Here is a 15,687-nt window from a genome sequence, read left to right as displayed (position 1 = left end):
GCCGGCCCGCGGCCTTATCCGCCGGAGGGAAATCGCGTACCCTCGCCGCCCATGGATGCCGCGGTCGATCCCGATGCCATGCTGATGCTCGCCTACGCGCGCGGCGACCTCGCCGCCTTCGAGGCCCTGTACGCGAAGCATCGCGGCACGCTGTACCGCTTCCTGCTGCGCAGCCTGCGCGACAGCCACCGCGCGGACGAGCTGTTCCAGGAAACCTGGAGCCGCGTCATTGCCTCGCGCGCCCGCTACCAGCCGCAGGCGAAGTTCAGCACCTGGCTGCTGCAGATCGCGCACAACCTGATGGTGGACAGCTTCCGCCGCCAGCGGCCGATGGCCGGCGGCGACGAGGCCGAGATCGCCCTGGCCGGCGCGGCCGTACCCGAACGGGAACAGCCGGACCATGCCCTGTCCGAGTTCGAGCGCCGCCGCGGCCTGCAGCGGGCGATCGAGCAACTGCCCGACGAGCAGCGCACCGCCGTGATGCTGCGGCTGGAGCACGAACTCAGCCTGGAGGAAATCGCCGAGATCACCGGCACCGGCCGCGAAACGGTGAAATCGCGCCTGCGCTATGCCATGAACAAACTACGCGACGTGCTAGCCGAATGACCACGCAGCAGCCTCCCACCGACCCGCGCGAGCCCGACGAGCGCCTGCCCGGCGAAACCGAGCTGGCGGCGCTGTATCGCCGGCTGCCGCAGCAGGAGCCCGGCCCGGCGCTGGACGCCGCGGTGCTGCGCGCGGCGGCCCAGGCTGTCGCCGCGCAAGCGCCAGCCACGCGCCGGCGCCGCCCGCGCTGGCCGATCGCCCTGGGCAGCGCGGCCACCCTGCTGCTCGCGGCCGGGCTCGGCTGGCACATGCGCGACCTGCCCTCGTCCGTGCAGCCTGCCGCCGTCGCTCCCGCCACGGGTACGGGCGAATCGGCAAGACCCATCGCCGCCGCGCCCCCGCCGGCCGCTCCCGCCGTCGCGGAAGAAGCGGCGGCACCTGCCTTGCCGGAGCCGGGCAAGGCGCCGCCGCCCGCCATGCGCAGCATGGCGGCGCCCGCTCCCGCACAGGAACTGGCCGCTGCGAAGCGCACGGCGGCGGCCACGGAATCGAGCGCATCGCGTACGTCCGGACGCAGGCGCGCACCGCTGCCCGAAGTCCAGGCGCAGCCGCAGGCCGGAACGGCGATGTTCCGCGCCGCGGATACGGCCGCGTCCGGGATACCGGCGCAGGCGGCGGCCGGCGCGCCCGCCGCGCAGGCGCACCTCGAACAGGCGCCGTCCGCCGACCGGGTCGTCCCCGTCCCCGCCATGATCGCGCCGCCAGCACCACCGGCGCCCGCACCAGCCTCGACCGCAACCGTGCCACCGCCGACCACCGGCGACGCGCCGGCGCAGGAACTCGACACGATCCGCCGGTTGTTCGCGCAGGGCCGTGCCGACGAGGCGCGCAAGCGGCTGGAAGCCTTCCATCGCGCGCATCCGCAGTGGGAGCTGCCGGCGGAGCTGCGCGCGCAGTTGCGCGAGCCATGAGCGAACCGCTGCATGCGCTGGCGCAGCCGTGCCGGCACCAGGAAGAGATCAAGAAGAGCCGCTTCCTCGCCCAGGCCGCCCCGGTGGACACCGCCGAACAGGCGCTCGCCTTCGTCCGCGCGGCCGGCGATCCGGCGGCCACGCACAACTGCTGGGCCTACCGGATCGGCCAGGACTACCGCTTCAACGACGACGGCGAGCCCGGCGGCACCGCGGGGCGGCCGATCCTGCAGGCGATCGAGGGCCAGGGCATCGACCGCGCCGTGGTGCTGGTGACGCGCTGGTACGGCGGCATCAAGCTCGGCGCCGGCGGCCTGGTGCGCGCCTACGGCGGCACCGCCGCCGAATGCCTGCGCCGCGCGGCGCGGGTGCCGATCGTGGCGATGGCGCGGCTCGGCGTGCAGTGCGGGTTCGCCGAACTGGCCCTGCTGAAGGCGCGGCTGAAGGAACTGGGCGCGCAGATCGAGCGCGAGGATTTCGCCGGCGCCGGCGCGGCCCTGGAGCTGCGCCTGCCCGAAGCGCTCGCCGCCGAGGCGCAGGCGCTGGTCGTGGACATCAGCCGCGGGCGCAGCGAGGCGCGGCGGCTGAATTGAACCGCTCGGCGCGCAATCCACGCTATGCTCCCCGCGGTAACCCGCCTGGGGAGGGCGGTACACGGGAGCGCGCCGCGGTCCGGCGCGGGAGGACAACCACATGACGGATCTTGCGACGTGACTGCAGCCAAACCGAACGGTGCCGATGCCCGCGCCGAACTGACCATCCGCGGCATCATCATCGGTGTCGTGATCACCGTGGTGTTCACCGCGGCCAACGTGTTCTTCGGCCTCAAGGCCGGCCTCACCTTCGCCACCTCGATCCCCGCGGCGGTGATCTCGATGGCGCTGCTGCGCGCCTTCAGGAACTCGACGATCCAGGAAAACAACGTCGTGCAGACGATCGCCTCGGCGGCCGGCACGCTGTCCTCGATCATCTTCGTGCTGCCGGGCATGATCATGATCGGCTGGTGGACCGGCTTTCCGTTCTGGCTGTCGTTCGCGGTGTGCGCGCTGGGCGGCGTGCTCGGCGTGATGTACTCGATCCCGCTGCGCCGCGCGCTGGTGACCAACTCCGACCTGCCCTACCCGGAAGGCGTGGCCTGCGCCGAGGTGCTCAAGGTCGGCAGCGGCGACGACAGCACCGACAGCGACGTCGAGAGCGGCCGGGCCGGCCTGCTCGCGGTGGTATGGGGCGCGATCGTCTCCACCGTGTTCGCCATCGTGGTCGCCACCAAGGTGTTCGCCAGCGACGTGGTGCAGTACTTCCGCATCGGCGACAGGGGCGCGGTGAGCGGCTTCGACTTCAACCTTTCGTTCGCGCTGTTCGCGATCGGCCACCTGGTCGGCATCTCGGTGGGCATCGCGATGCTGGTCGGCGCGCTGATCGGCTGGGGCTGGGGCGTGCCGCACTACTCGCTGCTGGCCGGCGTGGCCGACGGCTCCGCCGCGGACCTGGCGCAAGCCACCTGGAGCCACAAGGTGCGCTTCATCGGCGCCGGCGCGATCGGCGTGTCGGCGATCTGGACGCTGGCCAAGCTGGTCAAGCCGGTAATCAGCGGCCTGACCTCGGCAATGGCCGCCTCGCGCGTGCGCAAGGCCGGCAAGGCCGACTCGCTGCCGCGCACCGAGCGCGACATCCCGATCGGCATCGTCGGCCTGATCACCCTGGCCTGCTTCGTGCCGATCGCCTGGCTGCTGGGCTACTTCGGCTCGATCAGCGGCCTGGGCGACCACGTCGCCGCGCTGGCGATCGGCGGCGTCGCGTACGTGGTGCTGATGGGCTTCTTCGTCTCCACCGTGTGCGGCTACATGGCCGGCCTGATCGGTTCGTCGAACAGCCCGCTGTCGGGCGTGGGCATCCTGGTGGTGATCTGCGCCGCGCTGCTGCTGGTGGCGTTCGTGCAGCCGCACCTGCCGCCGGACGCGGGCAAGGCGCTGGTGGCGTTCTCGCTGTTCATCACCTCGGTGGTGTTCACCGTGGCGGCGATCGCCAACAACAACCTGCAGGACCTGAAGACCGGCCAACTGGTCGACGCGACGCCCTGGAAGCAGCAGGTGGCGCTGGTGATCGGCGTGGTGGCCGGCGCGGCGGTGATCCCGCCGGTGCTCGACCTGCTCAACCATGCCTACGGCTTCCTCGGCGCGCCCGGCGCCGACCCGGCGCGCGCCCTGCCCGCCCCGCAGGCCGGCCTGATCTCCGCGCTGGCGCAGGGCGTGATCCAGGGCAACATCGACTGGGGCCTGATCCAGGTCGGCGCCCTGATCGGCGTGGGCATCATCGTGGTGGACGCGCTCCTGGCGAAGACCACCAGAAGCATGCGCCTGCCGCCGCTGGCGGTGGGCCTGGGCATCTACCTGCCCACCACCAGCACCCTGATGGTGGTGGTGGGCGCCGTGGTCGGCTGGTTCTTCGACCGCCGCGCCGACCGCACCGCGAAAGCCGAATCCACCAAGCAGCTCGGCGTGCTGCTGGCCTCTGGCCTGATCGTGGGCGAGAGCGTGATCGGCGTGTTCATCGCCGCGATCGTGGCGTTCACCGGCAAGGAAGCGCCGCTGGCCCTGGTCGGCCCCGGTTTTGGCAACGCCGCCATCGTGATCGGCGGGCTGGCCTTCGCCGCCGTGGTGGCCGTGCTCTACCGCTGGATCTGGCGCATGGCGCAGGCCGGCAAGGCATAAGCGCGACCGGCCTCCGGAACGAACGGGACGCTGCGGCGTCCCGTTCTTTTTCAGCCGCAGAAAAGCTTCCTGCACGCATCCTTGCAGTCCCGCGCGGCCCATCCGGACTCTGCCCAGCCCGTACCCGATGGCTGCGTCGCCCCCGAAAACGGCGCCCTCCAATCCCGCCGTCCCCATCAACCCGTCATGCCTGCGAGGCGCTTTTCAACAGCCGAAGGGCTGGTCAAGCAGGAATCCAGCGCCTCTCGTCCCGGCATCCCGGGAACAACTCCGCCCCGGCGATTGAATCGCCCAGCCAAAACCCCCATCTGCACCTGATCCAGCACGCGGCGAGACCCATGAGCGAATCCACGGCGACCGACACCTCACCGAAGCGCCGCATCGGCGCGCTGCGCCAGCTCTGGCCGTTCCTGAAACCGCATCGCGCGCTGGCCCTCGGCTGGCTGGTCTTCCTCGGGCTGTCGTCCGCCGCGACCCTGGTGCTGCCGATGGCGGTGCGCCACATGATCGACGCCGGCTTCGGCAACGCCAGCACGGCGGCGATCAACGCCACCTTCCTCGGCCTGTTCGGCGTGGCGCTGGTGCTCGCCTTCGCCACCGCGGGGCGCTATTTCTGCATCACCCTGCTCGGCGAGCGCGCGCTGGCCTCGATGCGCGCGAAACTCTATGCGCACGTGATCCGCCTCGACGTCGGCTTCTTCGAGCGCAGCCGCGTGGGCGAACTCACTTCGCGCCTGGGCACCGACACCGAGGTGGTGCAGGCGCTGATCGGCTCGGGCATCTCGGTGGCGCTGCGCAGCGCGGTGATGCTGCTGGGCGCCAGCGCGATGATGGTGTGGACCAGCCCGCGCCTGGCCGGACTCACCGCGCTGGTGATCCCGGCGGTGATGCTGCCGATCATGGTGTTCGGCCGCCGCGTGCAGAAGCTGTCGCGCGCCAGCCAGGACCGTCTCGCCGACGCCGCCGCGATCGCCAACGAAACCCTCAATGCGGCGCCCGCGGTGAAGGCCTACGCGCGCGAGGACATCGAGAGCATCCGCTACGGCAGCGCGATCACCCGCGCGCTGGCCACGGCGAAGAAGCGCATCGGCATGCGCGCCCTGCTCACCGCCGCGGTGATCGTGCTGTTCTTCGGCGCGATCACGCTGGTGCTGTGGGCCGGCGCGCGCGACGTGCTGGCCGGCACGCTCAACGCCGGCGTGCTCGGCCAGTTCGTGCTGTACGCGATCTTCGCGGCCGGTTCGGTGGCCGGGCTTTCGGAGGTATGGGGCGACGTGCTGCGCGCGGCCGGCGCGATGGAGCGCATCGGCGAGCTGTTCGCCGAGCGCGCGCAGATCGCCGACCCGGCCCGGCCGCTGGCCCTGCCGCGGCCGGTGCAGGGCGCGCTGCGCTTCGACAACGTGGCCTTCCACTATCCGACCCGCCCGGACGCGCCGGCGCTGTACGACTTCAGCCTCGACATCCGCCCCGGCGAGACGGTGGCCCTGGTCGGCCCGTCCGGCGCCGGCAAGAGCACCGTGTTCGCGCTGCTGCTGCGCTTCTACGATCCGCAGACGGGCCGCATCAGCCTCGACGGCATCGACCTGCGCGCGCTGACCCTGCCCGAGCTGCGCGGCGCGATCGCGCTGGTGCCGCAGGAAACCGTGATCTTCAGCGGCAGCGCGGCCGACAACATCCGCTTCGGCCGGCAGGACGCCGGCGACGACGAGGTCCACGAGGCGGCGCGCGCCGCCGAGGCCCACGACTTCATCAGCGCGCTCGGCGAAGGCTTCGACGCCGAGCTGGGCGAGCGCGGCGTGCGCCTGTCCGGCGGCCAGCGCCAGCGCGTCGCGATCGCCCGCGCGATCCTGCGCGACGCGCCGCTGCTGCTGCTCGACGAAGCCACCTCGGCTCTCGACGCGCAATCCGAGGCCGCCATCCAGCAGGCGCTGGAGCGGCTGGAGAAAGGCCGCACCACCCTGGTGATCGCCCACCGCCTCGCCACCGTGCAGCGCGCCGACCGCATCGTGGTGATGGACGGCGGCCGCATCGTGGCGCAGGGCACGCACGAAAGCCTGCTCGCCGAGGGTGGGCTGTATGCGGAGCTGGCGAGGCTGCAGTTCGTGGCCTGATGCGTTCCGGCCCTCCCTGCGCGCAGGGAGGGCGATGCCGGAGCCGGGTACTGCCCGAAGCGGTCAGCGCGGCGGGCCGGCCAGGTATTCCTCGTCGGTCACCTTCTCCATCCATTCGACCACCTTGCCGTCCTTCGCCTCCTGCACGGCGATGTGGGTCATTGCCGTAGTCGGCGTGGCGCCGTGCCAGTGCCGGTGGTTCGCCGGGCAGCAGACGATGTCGCCCGCATTGATCTCCACGATCGGGCCGCCCTCGCACTGGGTCCAGCCCTTGCCGGCGGTGACGATCAGCGTCTGCCCGAGCGGATGGGTATGCCAGGCGCTGCGCGCACCCGGCTCGAAGGTCACGATGCCGCCGGACACGTTCGCGCCGCCGATGCCCTTGAACGGCGAATCGATGCGGACCTTGCCGGTGAAATACTCGTCCGGCCCGGTGACGGACGGCTGCGAGCCGTTGCGGATGATTTCCATGGCGAGCGCTCCGATGGCGAAACGGCGAGTGTATGGCGCGACGCGTGACGTGCCTGTTCGTCCGACGGCCCGGGTGGAACCCCGTTATCCGAAGGAACGCAGGAGAGCGCGACGTTGCATGCCGCTTCCCTCAATGCACCCGCCGCGCACCACCTTCCGCATCCAGCGCATGCTTGATCGCGGCCACGAACCCCCGCCGCGCGGCGATCAGCCCTTCCGACATCGCGTGCGGCCACGCCGCCACCTGGGCGATCACCAGGCCGCGCGAGGGGTCGACGTAGACCATCTGGCCGAAGATGCCGATGGCGGCGTAGCTGCCGTCGGCGTCGGTCCACCACAGATAGCCGTAGCCGCGGCCGGGCTCGTCCACGCTGGCCTGGCGGCGCACCGCGCCCTTGAGCCAGGCCGCGGCGATCACCGGCTTGCCGGCGATGCGGCCGCCGTCGAGCATGAACTGCCCCAGCCGCGCATAGTCGCCCAGCGTGGCCGACAGGCCGCTGCCGCCGGTATCGCTGCCGTCGCATTCGTCCTTGATCCAGTAGGCGTCGGAGGCCATGCCGTACGGCTTCCAGATGGCCTGCGAAAGATAGTCGGCCAGCGAGCGGCGCGTGGCGCGCTGCACCAGGATGCCGAGCAGGTCGGTTTCCGCGGTGTTGTAGTTGAAATGCGTGCCGGCCGGCCACTGCCGCGGCTGCTTCGCCAGGTACGACAGGATGTGCGCCCGGCCGTCGACGCAGGCGCCGCGGTACATCTGCGCCACGTCCGACCTGGCGTCGGCGTAGTCCTCGTTCCAGCGCACGCCCGAGGTCATCGTCAGCAGTTGCTGTACCGTGACCCCGGCATACGCGCTGTCGCGCAGTTCCGGGATGTAGGTGCCCAGCGTGTCGTCCATGCCGCGGATGTAGCCCTGCTGCAGGGCGATGCCGAGCAAGGTGGAGGTGACCGACTTTGCCACCGAGAACGACTCCCAGCGCTGCTCCGGCCCGAAGCCCAGCGCATAGCGCTGCAGGCGCACGCGGCCGTGCTGCAGCACCATCACCCCGGCGATGTGGTGCTCGTCCATGTAGCCGGCCAGCCACGCCGGCGCGTCCCGCCCGGGCATCGCCAGCGGCTTGCCCTGCGGCAATGCGTGGACGTGCGCGCCATGCGCGGCGCGGTCGCTCGGGAACAGCTCGTACATCCTGCGGAACTGCGCCTCGCGTTGCGCCTGCGGCCAGAACAGCACGCCCTCGCGCCGCTGGCCGACGGTCGGTTCGCTCCGGTCGCCCGCCGCCGACGGCAGCGAGGCGACCAGGCACAGTGCGGCGGCTAGCAGGCGAAGGCTGACGATGGGACGCATGGGGTATGTGCCATAGCGGGAACGGAAGCCGCCATCTTACCGGCAGCCTCCGGGCTGCGGCGCTGCGTCAGAGCTCGACGCAGTCGAAGCGCCGGTCCGCATCCACCTCGGCAGCGTAGTCCACGTCCACCCGGTCGAACCCGAACAGTTGCAGGAACTCGTGCTTGTAGCCGGCGTAGTCGGTGATCTGCCTGAGGTTCTCGGTGGTGACGGTGGGCCAGATCGCCTTGCAGGCGTCCTGCACGTCGGCGCGCAGTTCCCAGTCGTCCAGCCGCACGCGGCCCTCGTCGTCGGTCGGCGCGGGAGCGCCGTCGGCGCGGTAGAGGCGGTCGTGGAACAGGCGGTTGGCCTGCTCGATGGTTCCTTCGTGGATGCCCTTCTCCTTCATGATGCGGAAGGCGATGGACACGTACAGCGGGATCACCGGGATCGCCGCGCTGGCCTGCGTGACCACCGACTTCATCACGCCCACGTAGGCCTCGAGGCCGGCATGGCGCCCGCGCAACTGCCGTGCGGTGTCGTCGAGGTGCTGCTTGGCCTGGCCCAGGGTGCCGTGCCAGTACATCGGCCAGGTGATCTCGGTGCCGATGTAGCTGTAGGCGATGGTCTTGGCGTGCTCGGCGAGCACGCCGGCCTTGCTCAGCGCGTCGATCCACAGCGCCCAGTCCTCGCCGCCCATCACGGTGACGGTGTCCTTGATCTCCTGCTCGGTGGCCGGCTCGACGGTGGCCTCGATCACGACGTCCTTGTTGGTGTCGACCGAGGTGTTGGTGAAGGGCTCGCCGATGGTCTTGAGCGCGGAGCGCACCACCTCGCCGGTATCCGGCAGCTTGCGCACCGGCGAGGCCAGCGAATAGACGACCAGGTCGATCGGGCCGCCCATCTCGTTCCTGATGATCTCGATCGCGCGCTCGCGGGTCTCGTTGGCGAACGCGTCGCCGTTGATCGACTTGCTGTAGAGGCCGGCCTGCTTGGCCAGCTTGTCGAACGCGGCGGCGTTGTACCAGCCGGCGGTGCCGGGCTTGCTCTCGCTGCTGGGCTTCTCGAAGAACACGCCCAGCGTGGCCGCGCCGTAGCCGAACGCCGCAGTGATGCGCGAGGCCAGGCCGTAGCCGGTGGAGGCGCCGATCACCAGCACGCGCTTGGGTCCCTTGCCGCCGTGAACGGCCGCCTTGGTCACGGCGATCTGGTCGGCCACGTTGTGCTCGCAGCCGACCGGGTGGGCGGTGACACAGATGAATCCACGCACTTTGGGGGTGATGATCACGCGACAGCTCCTGCGGGCAAAGGCACAAGCCGGCATCTTAACCAAGTGGGGGTTCCGTGCGCTGCCGTAGGGAGGTTGCCAGCCATAGGGGCTCGCTGCCGTAGGCGGTCTCGATGGCTGCCGGGGAATCTGATGCCGGGCGCCTTTAATACCACCGTATCGCCACGCCGTCGTTCCGGCAAAAGCCGGAACCCAGCGCCTTTGCTTCTTCGCAGCCTCGAGGTAACGGCTGTCGGCTTTGCCGGGAGGAAGGGTTGGTGGTGGCTTGGCGCTTTTGGGGGATTCGAGGCGCTGGATCCCAGCTTGACCAGCCCTTCGGCTGTTGAAAAGCGCCTCGCTGGGATGACGAGCCGAGTTCGTTCCGGCGAAAGCCGAGATCCAGTGTCTTTGTGCCACGGTGGATTCAAGCCGCTGGATCCCGGCTTGACCAGCCCTTCGGCTGTTGAAAAGCGCCTCGCTGGGATGACGGGCTGGGGAATACGGTTCTTTGAACTTATGCGGGCAACGTTTTGCTACGGGCCGTTCGCGCCGCGCAGAACGCTACGCCATCGCTCGCAGCACATCGGCCAGTGCGCGCACCTGCTCCACGTCGCTGCGCAGCTCGCCGGCTTCCATGTCGGCCAGCCGTCCCCGCCGGTGGCGCATGGCGGAGGGCCACTGGCGCTTGGCGGAGGCGTGGAATTCGCTGGCGCCGGTAGCCACGGCCAGGGCCGCGACGTTCTGCGCGGCGACGCCGGCGCCGGGCATCACGGCCAGGCGTCCGTGCGCCTGCACGACGAGGTCGCGGATCAGCGCGGCGCCTTCCATGGCGCTGGCCTGCGCACCCGAGGTCAGCACGCGCTCGCAGCCGAGCGCGACGAGGTCTTCCAGCGCCTGTGCGGGGTCGCGGCTGAGGTCGAAGGCGCGGTGGAAGGTCACGCCCAGCGGACCGGCGGCGGCGACCAGGGCGCGGCAACCGGGCACGTCCACGTTGCCCTCGGCATCGAGCGCGCCCAGCACCACGCCGTCGCAGCCCAGGGCCACGCAGGTCTCCACGTCGCGCAGCATCTGCTCGCGCTCCAGCCCGTCGTAGAGGAAGTCGCCGGCGCGCGGACGGATCAGCACGTACAGGGGAATGCGCAGGCGCTCCCGCGCCAGCGCGATCTGCGCATGCGAAGGGGTCAGCCCGCCCAGTTCCAGCGCCGTGCAGAGTTCGACCCGGCCGGCCCCGCCTTCCTGCGCCGCCAGCGCGGAGGCCACCGAGTTCGCGGCGATTTCCAGGATCACGAGTAGTTCGTCGTGTAGACGCTCTGCGAGGGAAGCAGGCCGTCCTGCTTCTTCGCATCGCATACGGCGTAGGAGAAGCCGCGCTGGATCGCGTACGCGCCGACCTCGCCGTCGCGGTTCATCGCCAGGAAGCCGACCTGCAAGGTCTTGGAAGCCTCGCGGCGCTTCCTGACGATGCGCATCACCGCCTCCTTGCAGGCCTCGTGCGGCGAGCGGCCCTGGCGCATCAGCTCGACCACCAGGAAGCTGCCGGCGTTGCGGATCACCTCCTCGCCCACGCCGGTCGAGGTGGCGCCGCCGACCTCGCCGTCCACGTACAGGCCGGCGCCGATGATCGGACTGTCGCCGACGCGCCCGTGCAGCTTCCACGCCATGCCGCTGGTGGTGCAGGCGCCGGCGAGCCTGCCGTGCGCGTCCAGCGCCAGCATGCCGATGGTGTCGTGGTTGTCCTTGCCGCCGGGGCGGCCGGTCTTGCCGTAGTCGCGCACCTCGCTGTTGATCGACGGCTGGTAGTGCGCGGTCTTCAGCCACTCGTGCCAGGCCTGCTCGGCTTCCGGGGTGAGCAGGTTCTCCCTGGCGAAGCCCTGCTCCAGCGCGAACTGCAGGGCGCCGTCGCCGACCAGCAGCACGTGCGGGGTGCGCTCCATCACCCGCCGCGCCACCGAGATCGGGTGCGCGATGTGCTCGATCGCGGCCACCGCGCCGCAATTGCCCTCGGCGTCCATGATGCTGGCGTCCAGGGTGACCCGGCCGTCGCGGTCCGGGTAGCCGCCCTTGCCCACGCTGTGGTTCTTCAGGTCCGACTCGGGCACCTGCACGCCGATCTCGACGGCGTCCAGCGCGTGGCCGCCCTTGCCGAGCACGCCCCAGGCCGCCTGGTTCGCGGCCACGCCGAAGTCCCAGGTGGAGACCACCCGCGCGCCGGCGGCGGCGCGGGCCGGCGTTGCCGCCCGGGCCGCGAGTTTGCCGCCCATGGCCAGGGCGGTGGCCGAGGCACCCAGCAGGGATGCCTTGAGGAAATTTCTGCGATCGACCATCAACCTTCTCCCGGGCGAAAAACAAAAAACCCCGCACGGTGTGCGGGGTTTCCTTTCTACATCACGACAAGGTGACTAGCTGATCAGGCAGCGATTTCCACGCCCGAAGCCTGCGCGCCCTTGGGGCCCGTGGTGACTTCGAACTTCACGCGCTGGCCTTCCTGCAGGCTGCGGAAGCCCTTGGAATTGATCGCCGAGAAATGGACGAACACGTCCTCCCCACCGTCCTCAGGTGCGATGAAGCCGAAACCCTTGGCGTCGTTGAACCATTTGACCGTACCGAAACGCATTGCGTGAACCTCTGAATCATGGACTGGATGCACCAAGGCTTCTGTGCTGACCACCATGTTCCCCTTGGTCCGCCGCTCCTGGCACAAGGGAAAGTATCAGCATGTTTATGGGCAAAGCGCAATATGGAAGATTTACCAGTATCGCAAATTGGCTACCCGGTAGTGCGGCAGGCCGGTTCCTGGCCGCTCACCCTGCCAGCATGACCCGCAGCAGGTTCGGCACCTCGGCGGTGGCCGCGGCCAGGTGCGCGAAGATCTCCTCGATGCTGATCTCCTCCTCGTCGCCGCAGCCGGCGGCGAAGTTCGCCACCAGCGCCAGGCAGGCGTAGTCCAGCTCCAGCTCGCGGGCCAGCGCCGCTTCGGGCATGCCGGTCATGCCCACCAGGTCGCAGCCGTCGCGCTTCATGCGGGCGATCTCCGCGCGGGTCTCCAGGCGCGGGCCCTGGGTGGCGCCGTAGCATCCGCCGTCGATCGCGGCGATGCCGGCCCGGGCGGCCGCGGCCAGCAGCTCGCGCCGCAGCGAGGCCGTGTACGGCTCGCTGAAGTCGATGTGCTTCACCTCGGCGCCTTCCACGTCGCAGAAGCTGGTGAAGCGGCCGTGGGTGTAGTCGATGACCTGGTCGGGCACCACGATGGTCCGCGGCCCCATGTCGTCGCGGATGCCGCCCACCGCATTCACGCCGATCACCCGCCGCGCGCCCAGGCTGTGCAGCGCCCACAGGTTCGCCCGGTAGTTCACCCGGTGCGGCGGCAGGGTGTGGCTCTCGCCGTGGCGCGCCAGGAAGGCGATGCGCTTGCCGGCGAAGCCGCCCGCCACCACGTCGCCGGAAGCCGGGCCGTAGGGGGTGTCGATGCGGTGCCGCACGGGGTCCAGCAGGCCGGGGAAGTCGTACAGGCCGCTGCCGCCGATCACGGCCAGGCTGATCGAAGGGATGCTCATGGGAAGGTTCCGAGGAAGTTGCGGAGGTGGCGCGCCAGCAGTTCGCGGGTACGCTCGTCGGCCAGCCGGCCGTCGACGATCTTGGTATGCGCCTGGAACACCAGCACCTCGCCCTGCGGCTCGACCACCGCGCCGGCCCGGCGCAGGACCAGCCGCAACTGGTCCTGCGCGCGCACCGTGCCGGTGGCGCCCGGGCTGGCACCGGCAATGCATACCCGCTTGCCGGCCAGCGGCGCGGCGGGTCGCGCGATGCCGGGGCGCGAGACCCAGTCGATGGCGTTCTTCAGCACGCCGGTGATGCCGCCGTTGTATTCGGGACAGGCCAGCAGCAGGGCGTCGGCCTGCGCCACCGCGTCCTTCAGCGCGGCGACCGGCGCGGGGTCGCCCTGCTCCTCCACGTCCTGGTCGAACAGCGGCAGGCCGTGCAGGTCATGGATGGCGAGGCGCGTACCCGCCGGCAGCATTTCCCGCGCGGCGTGCAGCAGCGCGGTGTTGAACGAGGCCCGGCGCAGGCTGCCGGAAATACCGAGGATGACCATGCAAAGCTCCGGTGGCGCCGGATTCAGCGCAGCGCGTAGATGGCCGGCAGGTTGCGGCCCTGTTCGTGGTAATCCATGCCGTAGCCGAACACGTAGCGGTCGGGCAGCTCGACGCCGTTGAAGTCGGAGGCGATGCCCTCGACCACGCGGTCGTGCCGCTTGCTGCACAGGCTGGCGATCAGCACGCGCCTGGCACCGCGGCGCAGGCAGTCGTCGCGCACCGCCTTCAGCGTATGGCCCTCGTCGAGGATGTCGTCCACCAGCAGCACGGTGCGCCCGCGCAGCTCGGCCGCCGGCTCGCGCAGCCAGTGCAGCTCGCTGCCGCTGGTGGCGCCGCGGTAGCGGGTGGCGTGCACGTAGTCGAATTCCAGGTCGGTGCGGATCGACAGCGCGAGCTGGCCGGCGAACATCAGCGCGCCGTTCATCACGGTGAGGAACACTGCGCGCTCGCCGTCCAGCGCGGCGTCGATCTGCCGGCCCAGGTCGGCGATCACGCTTTCCAGCTCGGCGCGCTCGAACAGGACATCGGCATGGGCCAGCGCATCGGCCAGCGACGGGTTTGGAGTGGTCATGCGTTTCCCTCGTGGCTATCGAGCGCCGTGATGCGCGCGACGAAGCGGTCGCGCTGCGGGTTGTCGAGCAGTCCGGCCCAGGTGGCACCGACGGCGCCGCGCAGCGGCGCCAGCTTTCCGGCCGCGTCGGCCGGCGGCGCGGGCACGGCGGCGATCGCCTCCTCCACCACGTCCGGGAAGCAGGCCAGCACCAGGTCGCAGCCGGCCGCCAGATGCGCCTGCACGCGGCCGGCCACGCTGCCGGCCACGCCCGCCGCGGCCATGCTGATGTCGTCGCTGATCACCACGCCGGCGAAACCCAGTTCCCGGCGCAGCACCTGCCCGATCCACGCCGGCGAGTAGCCGGCCGGCTGCGTGTCCACGGCGGGATAGACGACGTGGGCCATCATCACCGCCTCGGCATGCGCCGCCATCGCCTCGGCGAACGGGCGCAGGTCGGCGGCGCGGATGGCGTCCAGGTCGCGCGGGTCGACCGCCTTCGCCTTGTGCGTGTCGGCCGCGACCGAGCCGTGGCCGGGGAAATGCTTGAGCACCGCGGCCATGCCGCCCAGGTGCATGCCGCGCACGTAGGCGGCGGCCAGCTCGGCCGCCGCCTCGGGATCGGCGTGGAAGGCGCGCGGGCCGATCGCCGCGTTGCCGCGCGCCAGGTCCGCGACCGGCGCGAAGCTGAAGTCCACGCCGCTGGCGCGCAATTCACTCGCCATCACCCAGGCGTGTTCCTCGGCCAGGCGGACGGCCTCCTCCGGGTCGCGGTCGTAGACCGCGCCGATCCTGGACAGCGCCGGCAGGCGGGTGAAGCCGTCGCGGAAGCGCTGCACCGGGCCGCCTTCCTGGTCCACCGCGATCAGCAGGTGCTCGCCGCCGGTGTCGCGGATGGCCCCGGTGAGCGCGAGCAGTTGCTCGCGGCTGGCGTAGTTGCGGGCGAACAGGATCACGCCGGCGACGCCGGGCGCGGCGAGCCAGGCGCGTTCATGCTCGGCGACTTCGGTGCCGGCCAGGCCGATCAGCAGCATCAGGCGGGTTCTCCGTCGGCGGCCTCGCGCTCGGCCGCCGACCATTCGGCATAGGGGTGCGCGATCAGGTTGACATTGTAGTAGCGCGCCAGCGCGCTCACCTCGCGGCCCAGCCAGTCCGGGCGCGGGAACGGCGCGTCGGCCGCCGGCAGCTCGATCTCGGCCACCACCAGGCCCGCGTTGGCGCCCAGGAACTCGTCGATCTCGAACAACGCGCCATCGACCGTCGCGTAGTGGCGGACCTTCTCCAGCACGCCGTCGCACAGTGTGGCGAGCATCTCGTCGGCCTCGTCCGGCGGCAGCGGCACTTCGTACTCGGCACGCTCCACGCCCAACCGCGCGGCCTTGACGTTGAGCCATGCCCGCCCGCCGCTGCGGCGCACCCGCACCGAGGCGCGCGCGCTGCCGTCATGGATCGCCTGCGCGCCGACCAGGTAGCCCTGCGCGATGCGTTCGCTGCGTTCCACCCGGGCGCGCCAGCCGTCGCCGCTCAGCAGGAATTTCCGTTCGATCTCGATGGGCATGGGTGTCTTGTCTCTCGAAGGGCGGTGCGGGCAAAGAGCGGTGCGGATGGCCTCCGCGCGTCATTCCGGCGAAAGCCGGAATCCAGTCGA

Annotated in this window: 16 protein-coding genes; 5 read left to right on the top strand and 11 right to left on the bottom strand. The window is 70.8% G+C overall.

Translation table 11 applies throughout. The features are described from left to right. The first annotated feature begins 51 nt into the window (after positions 1–51). The 5 genes from ASG87_RS04525 to ASG87_RS04505 all read left to right on the top strand — a co-directional run bounded on the left by ASG87_RS04525 (position 52) and on the right by ASG87_RS04505 (position 6,339). Positions 52–606 carry an RNA polymerase sigma factor gene (locus ASG87_RS04525; RefSeq protein ID WP_056001458.1) on the top strand — a complete coding sequence of 185 codons (555 nt, stop codon included), beginning with the start codon at positions 52–54 and terminating at the stop codon, positions 604–606. After that, positions 603–1,517, top strand: a complete 915-nt coding sequence (locus ASG87_RS19840) for a hypothetical protein (protein WP_056001454.1) — start codon at positions 603–605, stop codon at positions 1,515–1,517. The genes ASG87_RS04525 and ASG87_RS19840 overlap by 4 nt, the downstream gene beginning before the upstream one ends. Next, on the top strand, positions 1,514–2,110 hold the full coding sequence (locus ASG87_RS04515; protein WP_056001450.1) for a YigZ family protein: 597 nt from the start codon (positions 1,514–1,516) through the stop codon (positions 2,108–2,110). Before ASG87_RS19840 ends, ASG87_RS04515 begins: the two co-directional genes overlap by 4 nt. 117 nt (positions 2,111–2,227) lie before the next feature. Continuing rightward, complete coding sequence (locus ASG87_RS04510) at positions 2,228–4,228, top strand: oligopeptide transporter, OPT family (RefSeq protein WP_056001447.1); 2,001 nt, start codon at positions 2,228–2,230, stop codon at positions 4,226–4,228. A 338-nt stretch (positions 4,229–4,566) separates the two neighbouring features. Next, a complete protein-coding gene (locus tag ASG87_RS04505; protein WP_056001444.1) occupies positions 4,567–6,339 on the top strand; it encodes an ABC transporter transmembrane domain-containing protein in 1,773 nt (590 codons plus the stop codon). Between the two features lie 63 nt (positions 6,340–6,402). Here ASG87_RS04505 and ASG87_RS04500 read toward each other — a convergent pair whose 3' ends face one another. From ASG87_RS04500 to ASG87_RS04450, 11 genes are all read right to left on the bottom strand, one after another. Then, entirely contained in the window at positions 6,403–6,810 is a 408-nt protein-coding gene (locus ASG87_RS04500) for a cupin domain-containing protein (RefSeq protein WP_056001441.1), read from the bottom strand. 130 nt (positions 6,811–6,940) lie between these two features. Then, positions 6,941–8,149 (bottom strand): serine hydrolase, encoded by a 1,209-nt coding sequence (locus tag ASG87_RS04495; RefSeq protein ID WP_056001438.1) that lies wholly within the window; start codon positions 8,147–8,149, stop codon positions 6,941–6,943. A 67-nt stretch (positions 8,150–8,216) separates the two neighbouring features. Beyond that, a complete protein-coding gene (gene fabV / locus ASG87_RS04490; protein WP_056001435.1) occupies positions 8,217–9,416 on the bottom strand; it encodes an enoyl-ACP reductase FabV in 1,200 nt (399 codons plus the stop codon). A gap of 540 nt (positions 9,417–9,956) precedes the next feature. Further along, entirely contained in the window at positions 9,957–10,682 is a 726-nt protein-coding gene (locus tag ASG87_RS04485) for a copper homeostasis protein CutC (protein WP_056001432.1), read from the bottom strand. Then, positions 10,679–11,719: a N(4)-(beta-N-acetylglucosaminyl)-L-asparaginase gene (locus ASG87_RS04480; RefSeq protein WP_056001429.1), complete on the bottom strand. Its 1,041-nt coding sequence runs from the start codon at positions 11,717–11,719 to the stop codon at positions 10,679–10,681. Before ASG87_RS04480 ends, ASG87_RS04485 begins: the two co-directional genes overlap by 4 nt. A gap of 83 nt (positions 11,720–11,802) precedes the next feature. After that, on the bottom strand, positions 11,803–12,009 hold the full coding sequence (locus tag ASG87_RS04475) for a cold-shock protein (RefSeq protein WP_036117760.1): 207 nt from the start codon (positions 12,007–12,009) through the stop codon (positions 11,803–11,805). 187 nt (positions 12,010–12,196) lie between these two features. Further along, the gene (locus tag ASG87_RS04470; protein WP_056001427.1) at positions 12,197–12,949 is read right to left on the bottom strand and encodes an S-methyl-5'-thioinosine phosphorylase; all 753 of its coding nucleotides are present in this window, start codon (positions 12,947–12,949) and stop codon (positions 12,197–12,199) included. Beyond that, the gene (locus ASG87_RS04465; RefSeq protein WP_056001424.1) at positions 12,946–13,488 is read right to left on the bottom strand and encodes an NADPH-dependent FMN reductase; all 543 of its coding nucleotides are present in this window, start codon (positions 13,486–13,488) and stop codon (positions 12,946–12,948) included. The genes ASG87_RS04470 and ASG87_RS04465 overlap by 4 nt, the downstream gene beginning before the upstream one ends. 23 nt (positions 13,489–13,511) lie before the next feature. Beyond that, the gene (locus ASG87_RS04460) at positions 13,512–14,060 is read right to left on the bottom strand and encodes a hypoxanthine-guanine phosphoribosyltransferase (RefSeq protein ID WP_056001421.1); all 549 of its coding nucleotides are present in this window, start codon (positions 14,058–14,060) and stop codon (positions 13,512–13,514) included. Beyond that, positions 14,057–15,073: a beta-N-acetylhexosaminidase gene (gene nagZ, locus ASG87_RS04455; RefSeq protein WP_056001418.1), complete on the bottom strand. Its 1,017-nt coding sequence runs from the start codon at positions 15,071–15,073 to the stop codon at positions 14,057–14,059. The genes ASG87_RS04460 and nagZ overlap by 4 nt, the downstream gene beginning before the upstream one ends. Next, positions 15,073–15,597 carry a CYTH domain-containing protein gene (locus ASG87_RS04450; protein ID WP_056001415.1) on the bottom strand — a complete coding sequence of 175 codons (525 nt, stop codon included), beginning with the start codon at positions 15,595–15,597 and terminating at the stop codon, positions 15,073–15,075. The genes nagZ and ASG87_RS04450 overlap by 1 nt, the downstream gene beginning before the upstream one ends. Positions 15,598–15,687 lie beyond the last annotated feature (90 nt).

The organism is Frateuria sp. Soil773, assembly GCF_001428405.1.
Lineage (GTDB): Bacteria > Pseudomonadota > Gammaproteobacteria > Xanthomonadales > Rhodanobacteraceae > LMSL01.
This window is presented reverse-complemented; position numbering and strand designations above follow the sequence as displayed.

Coding starts and splice junctions, on each gene's coding strand:
- ASG87_RS19840 (WP_056001454.1), top strand. CDS start 603: ATGACCACGCAGCAGCCTCCCACCGACCCGCGCGAGCCCGACGAGCGC.
- ASG87_RS04505 (WP_056001444.1), top strand. CDS start 4,567: ATGAGCGAATCCACGGCGACCGACACCTCACCGAAGCGCCGCATCGGC.
- ASG87_RS04480 (WP_056001429.1), bottom strand. CDS start 11,719: ATGGTCGATCGCAGAAATTTCCTCAAGGCATCCCTGCTGGGTGCCTCG.
- ASG87_RS04460 (WP_056001421.1), bottom strand. CDS start 14,060: ATGACCACTCCAAACCCGTCGCTGGCCGATGCGCTGGCCCATGCCGAT.
- ASG87_RS04495 (WP_056001438.1), bottom strand. CDS start 8,149: ATGCGTCCCATCGTCAGCCTTCGCCTGCTAGCCGCCGCACTGTGCCTG.
- ASG87_RS04475 (WP_036117760.1), bottom strand. CDS start 12,009: ATGCGTTTCGGTACGGTCAAATGGTTCAACGACGCCAAGGGTTTCGGC.
- nagZ (WP_056001418.1), bottom strand. CDS start 15,073: ATGCTGCTGATCGGCCTGGCCGGCACCGAAGTCGCCGAGCATGAACGC.
- ASG87_RS04470 (WP_056001427.1), bottom strand. CDS start 12,949: ATGAGCATCCCTTCGATCAGCCTGGCCGTGATCGGCGGCAGCGGCCTG.
- ASG87_RS04525 (WP_056001458.1), top strand. CDS start 52: ATGGATGCCGCGGTCGATCCCGATGCCATGCTGATGCTCGCCTACGCG.
- ASG87_RS04515 (WP_056001450.1), top strand. CDS start 1,514: ATGAGCGAACCGCTGCATGCGCTGGCGCAGCCGTGCCGGCACCAGGAA.
- ASG87_RS04450 (WP_056001415.1), bottom strand. CDS start 15,597: ATGCCCATCGAGATCGAACGGAAATTCCTGCTGAGCGGCGACGGCTGG.
- ASG87_RS04500 (WP_056001441.1), bottom strand. CDS start 6,810: ATGGAAATCATCCGCAACGGCTCGCAGCCGTCCGTCACCGGGCCGGAC.
- ASG87_RS04465 (WP_056001424.1), bottom strand. CDS start 13,488: ATGGTCATCCTCGGTATTTCCGGCAGCCTGCGCCGGGCCTCGTTCAAC.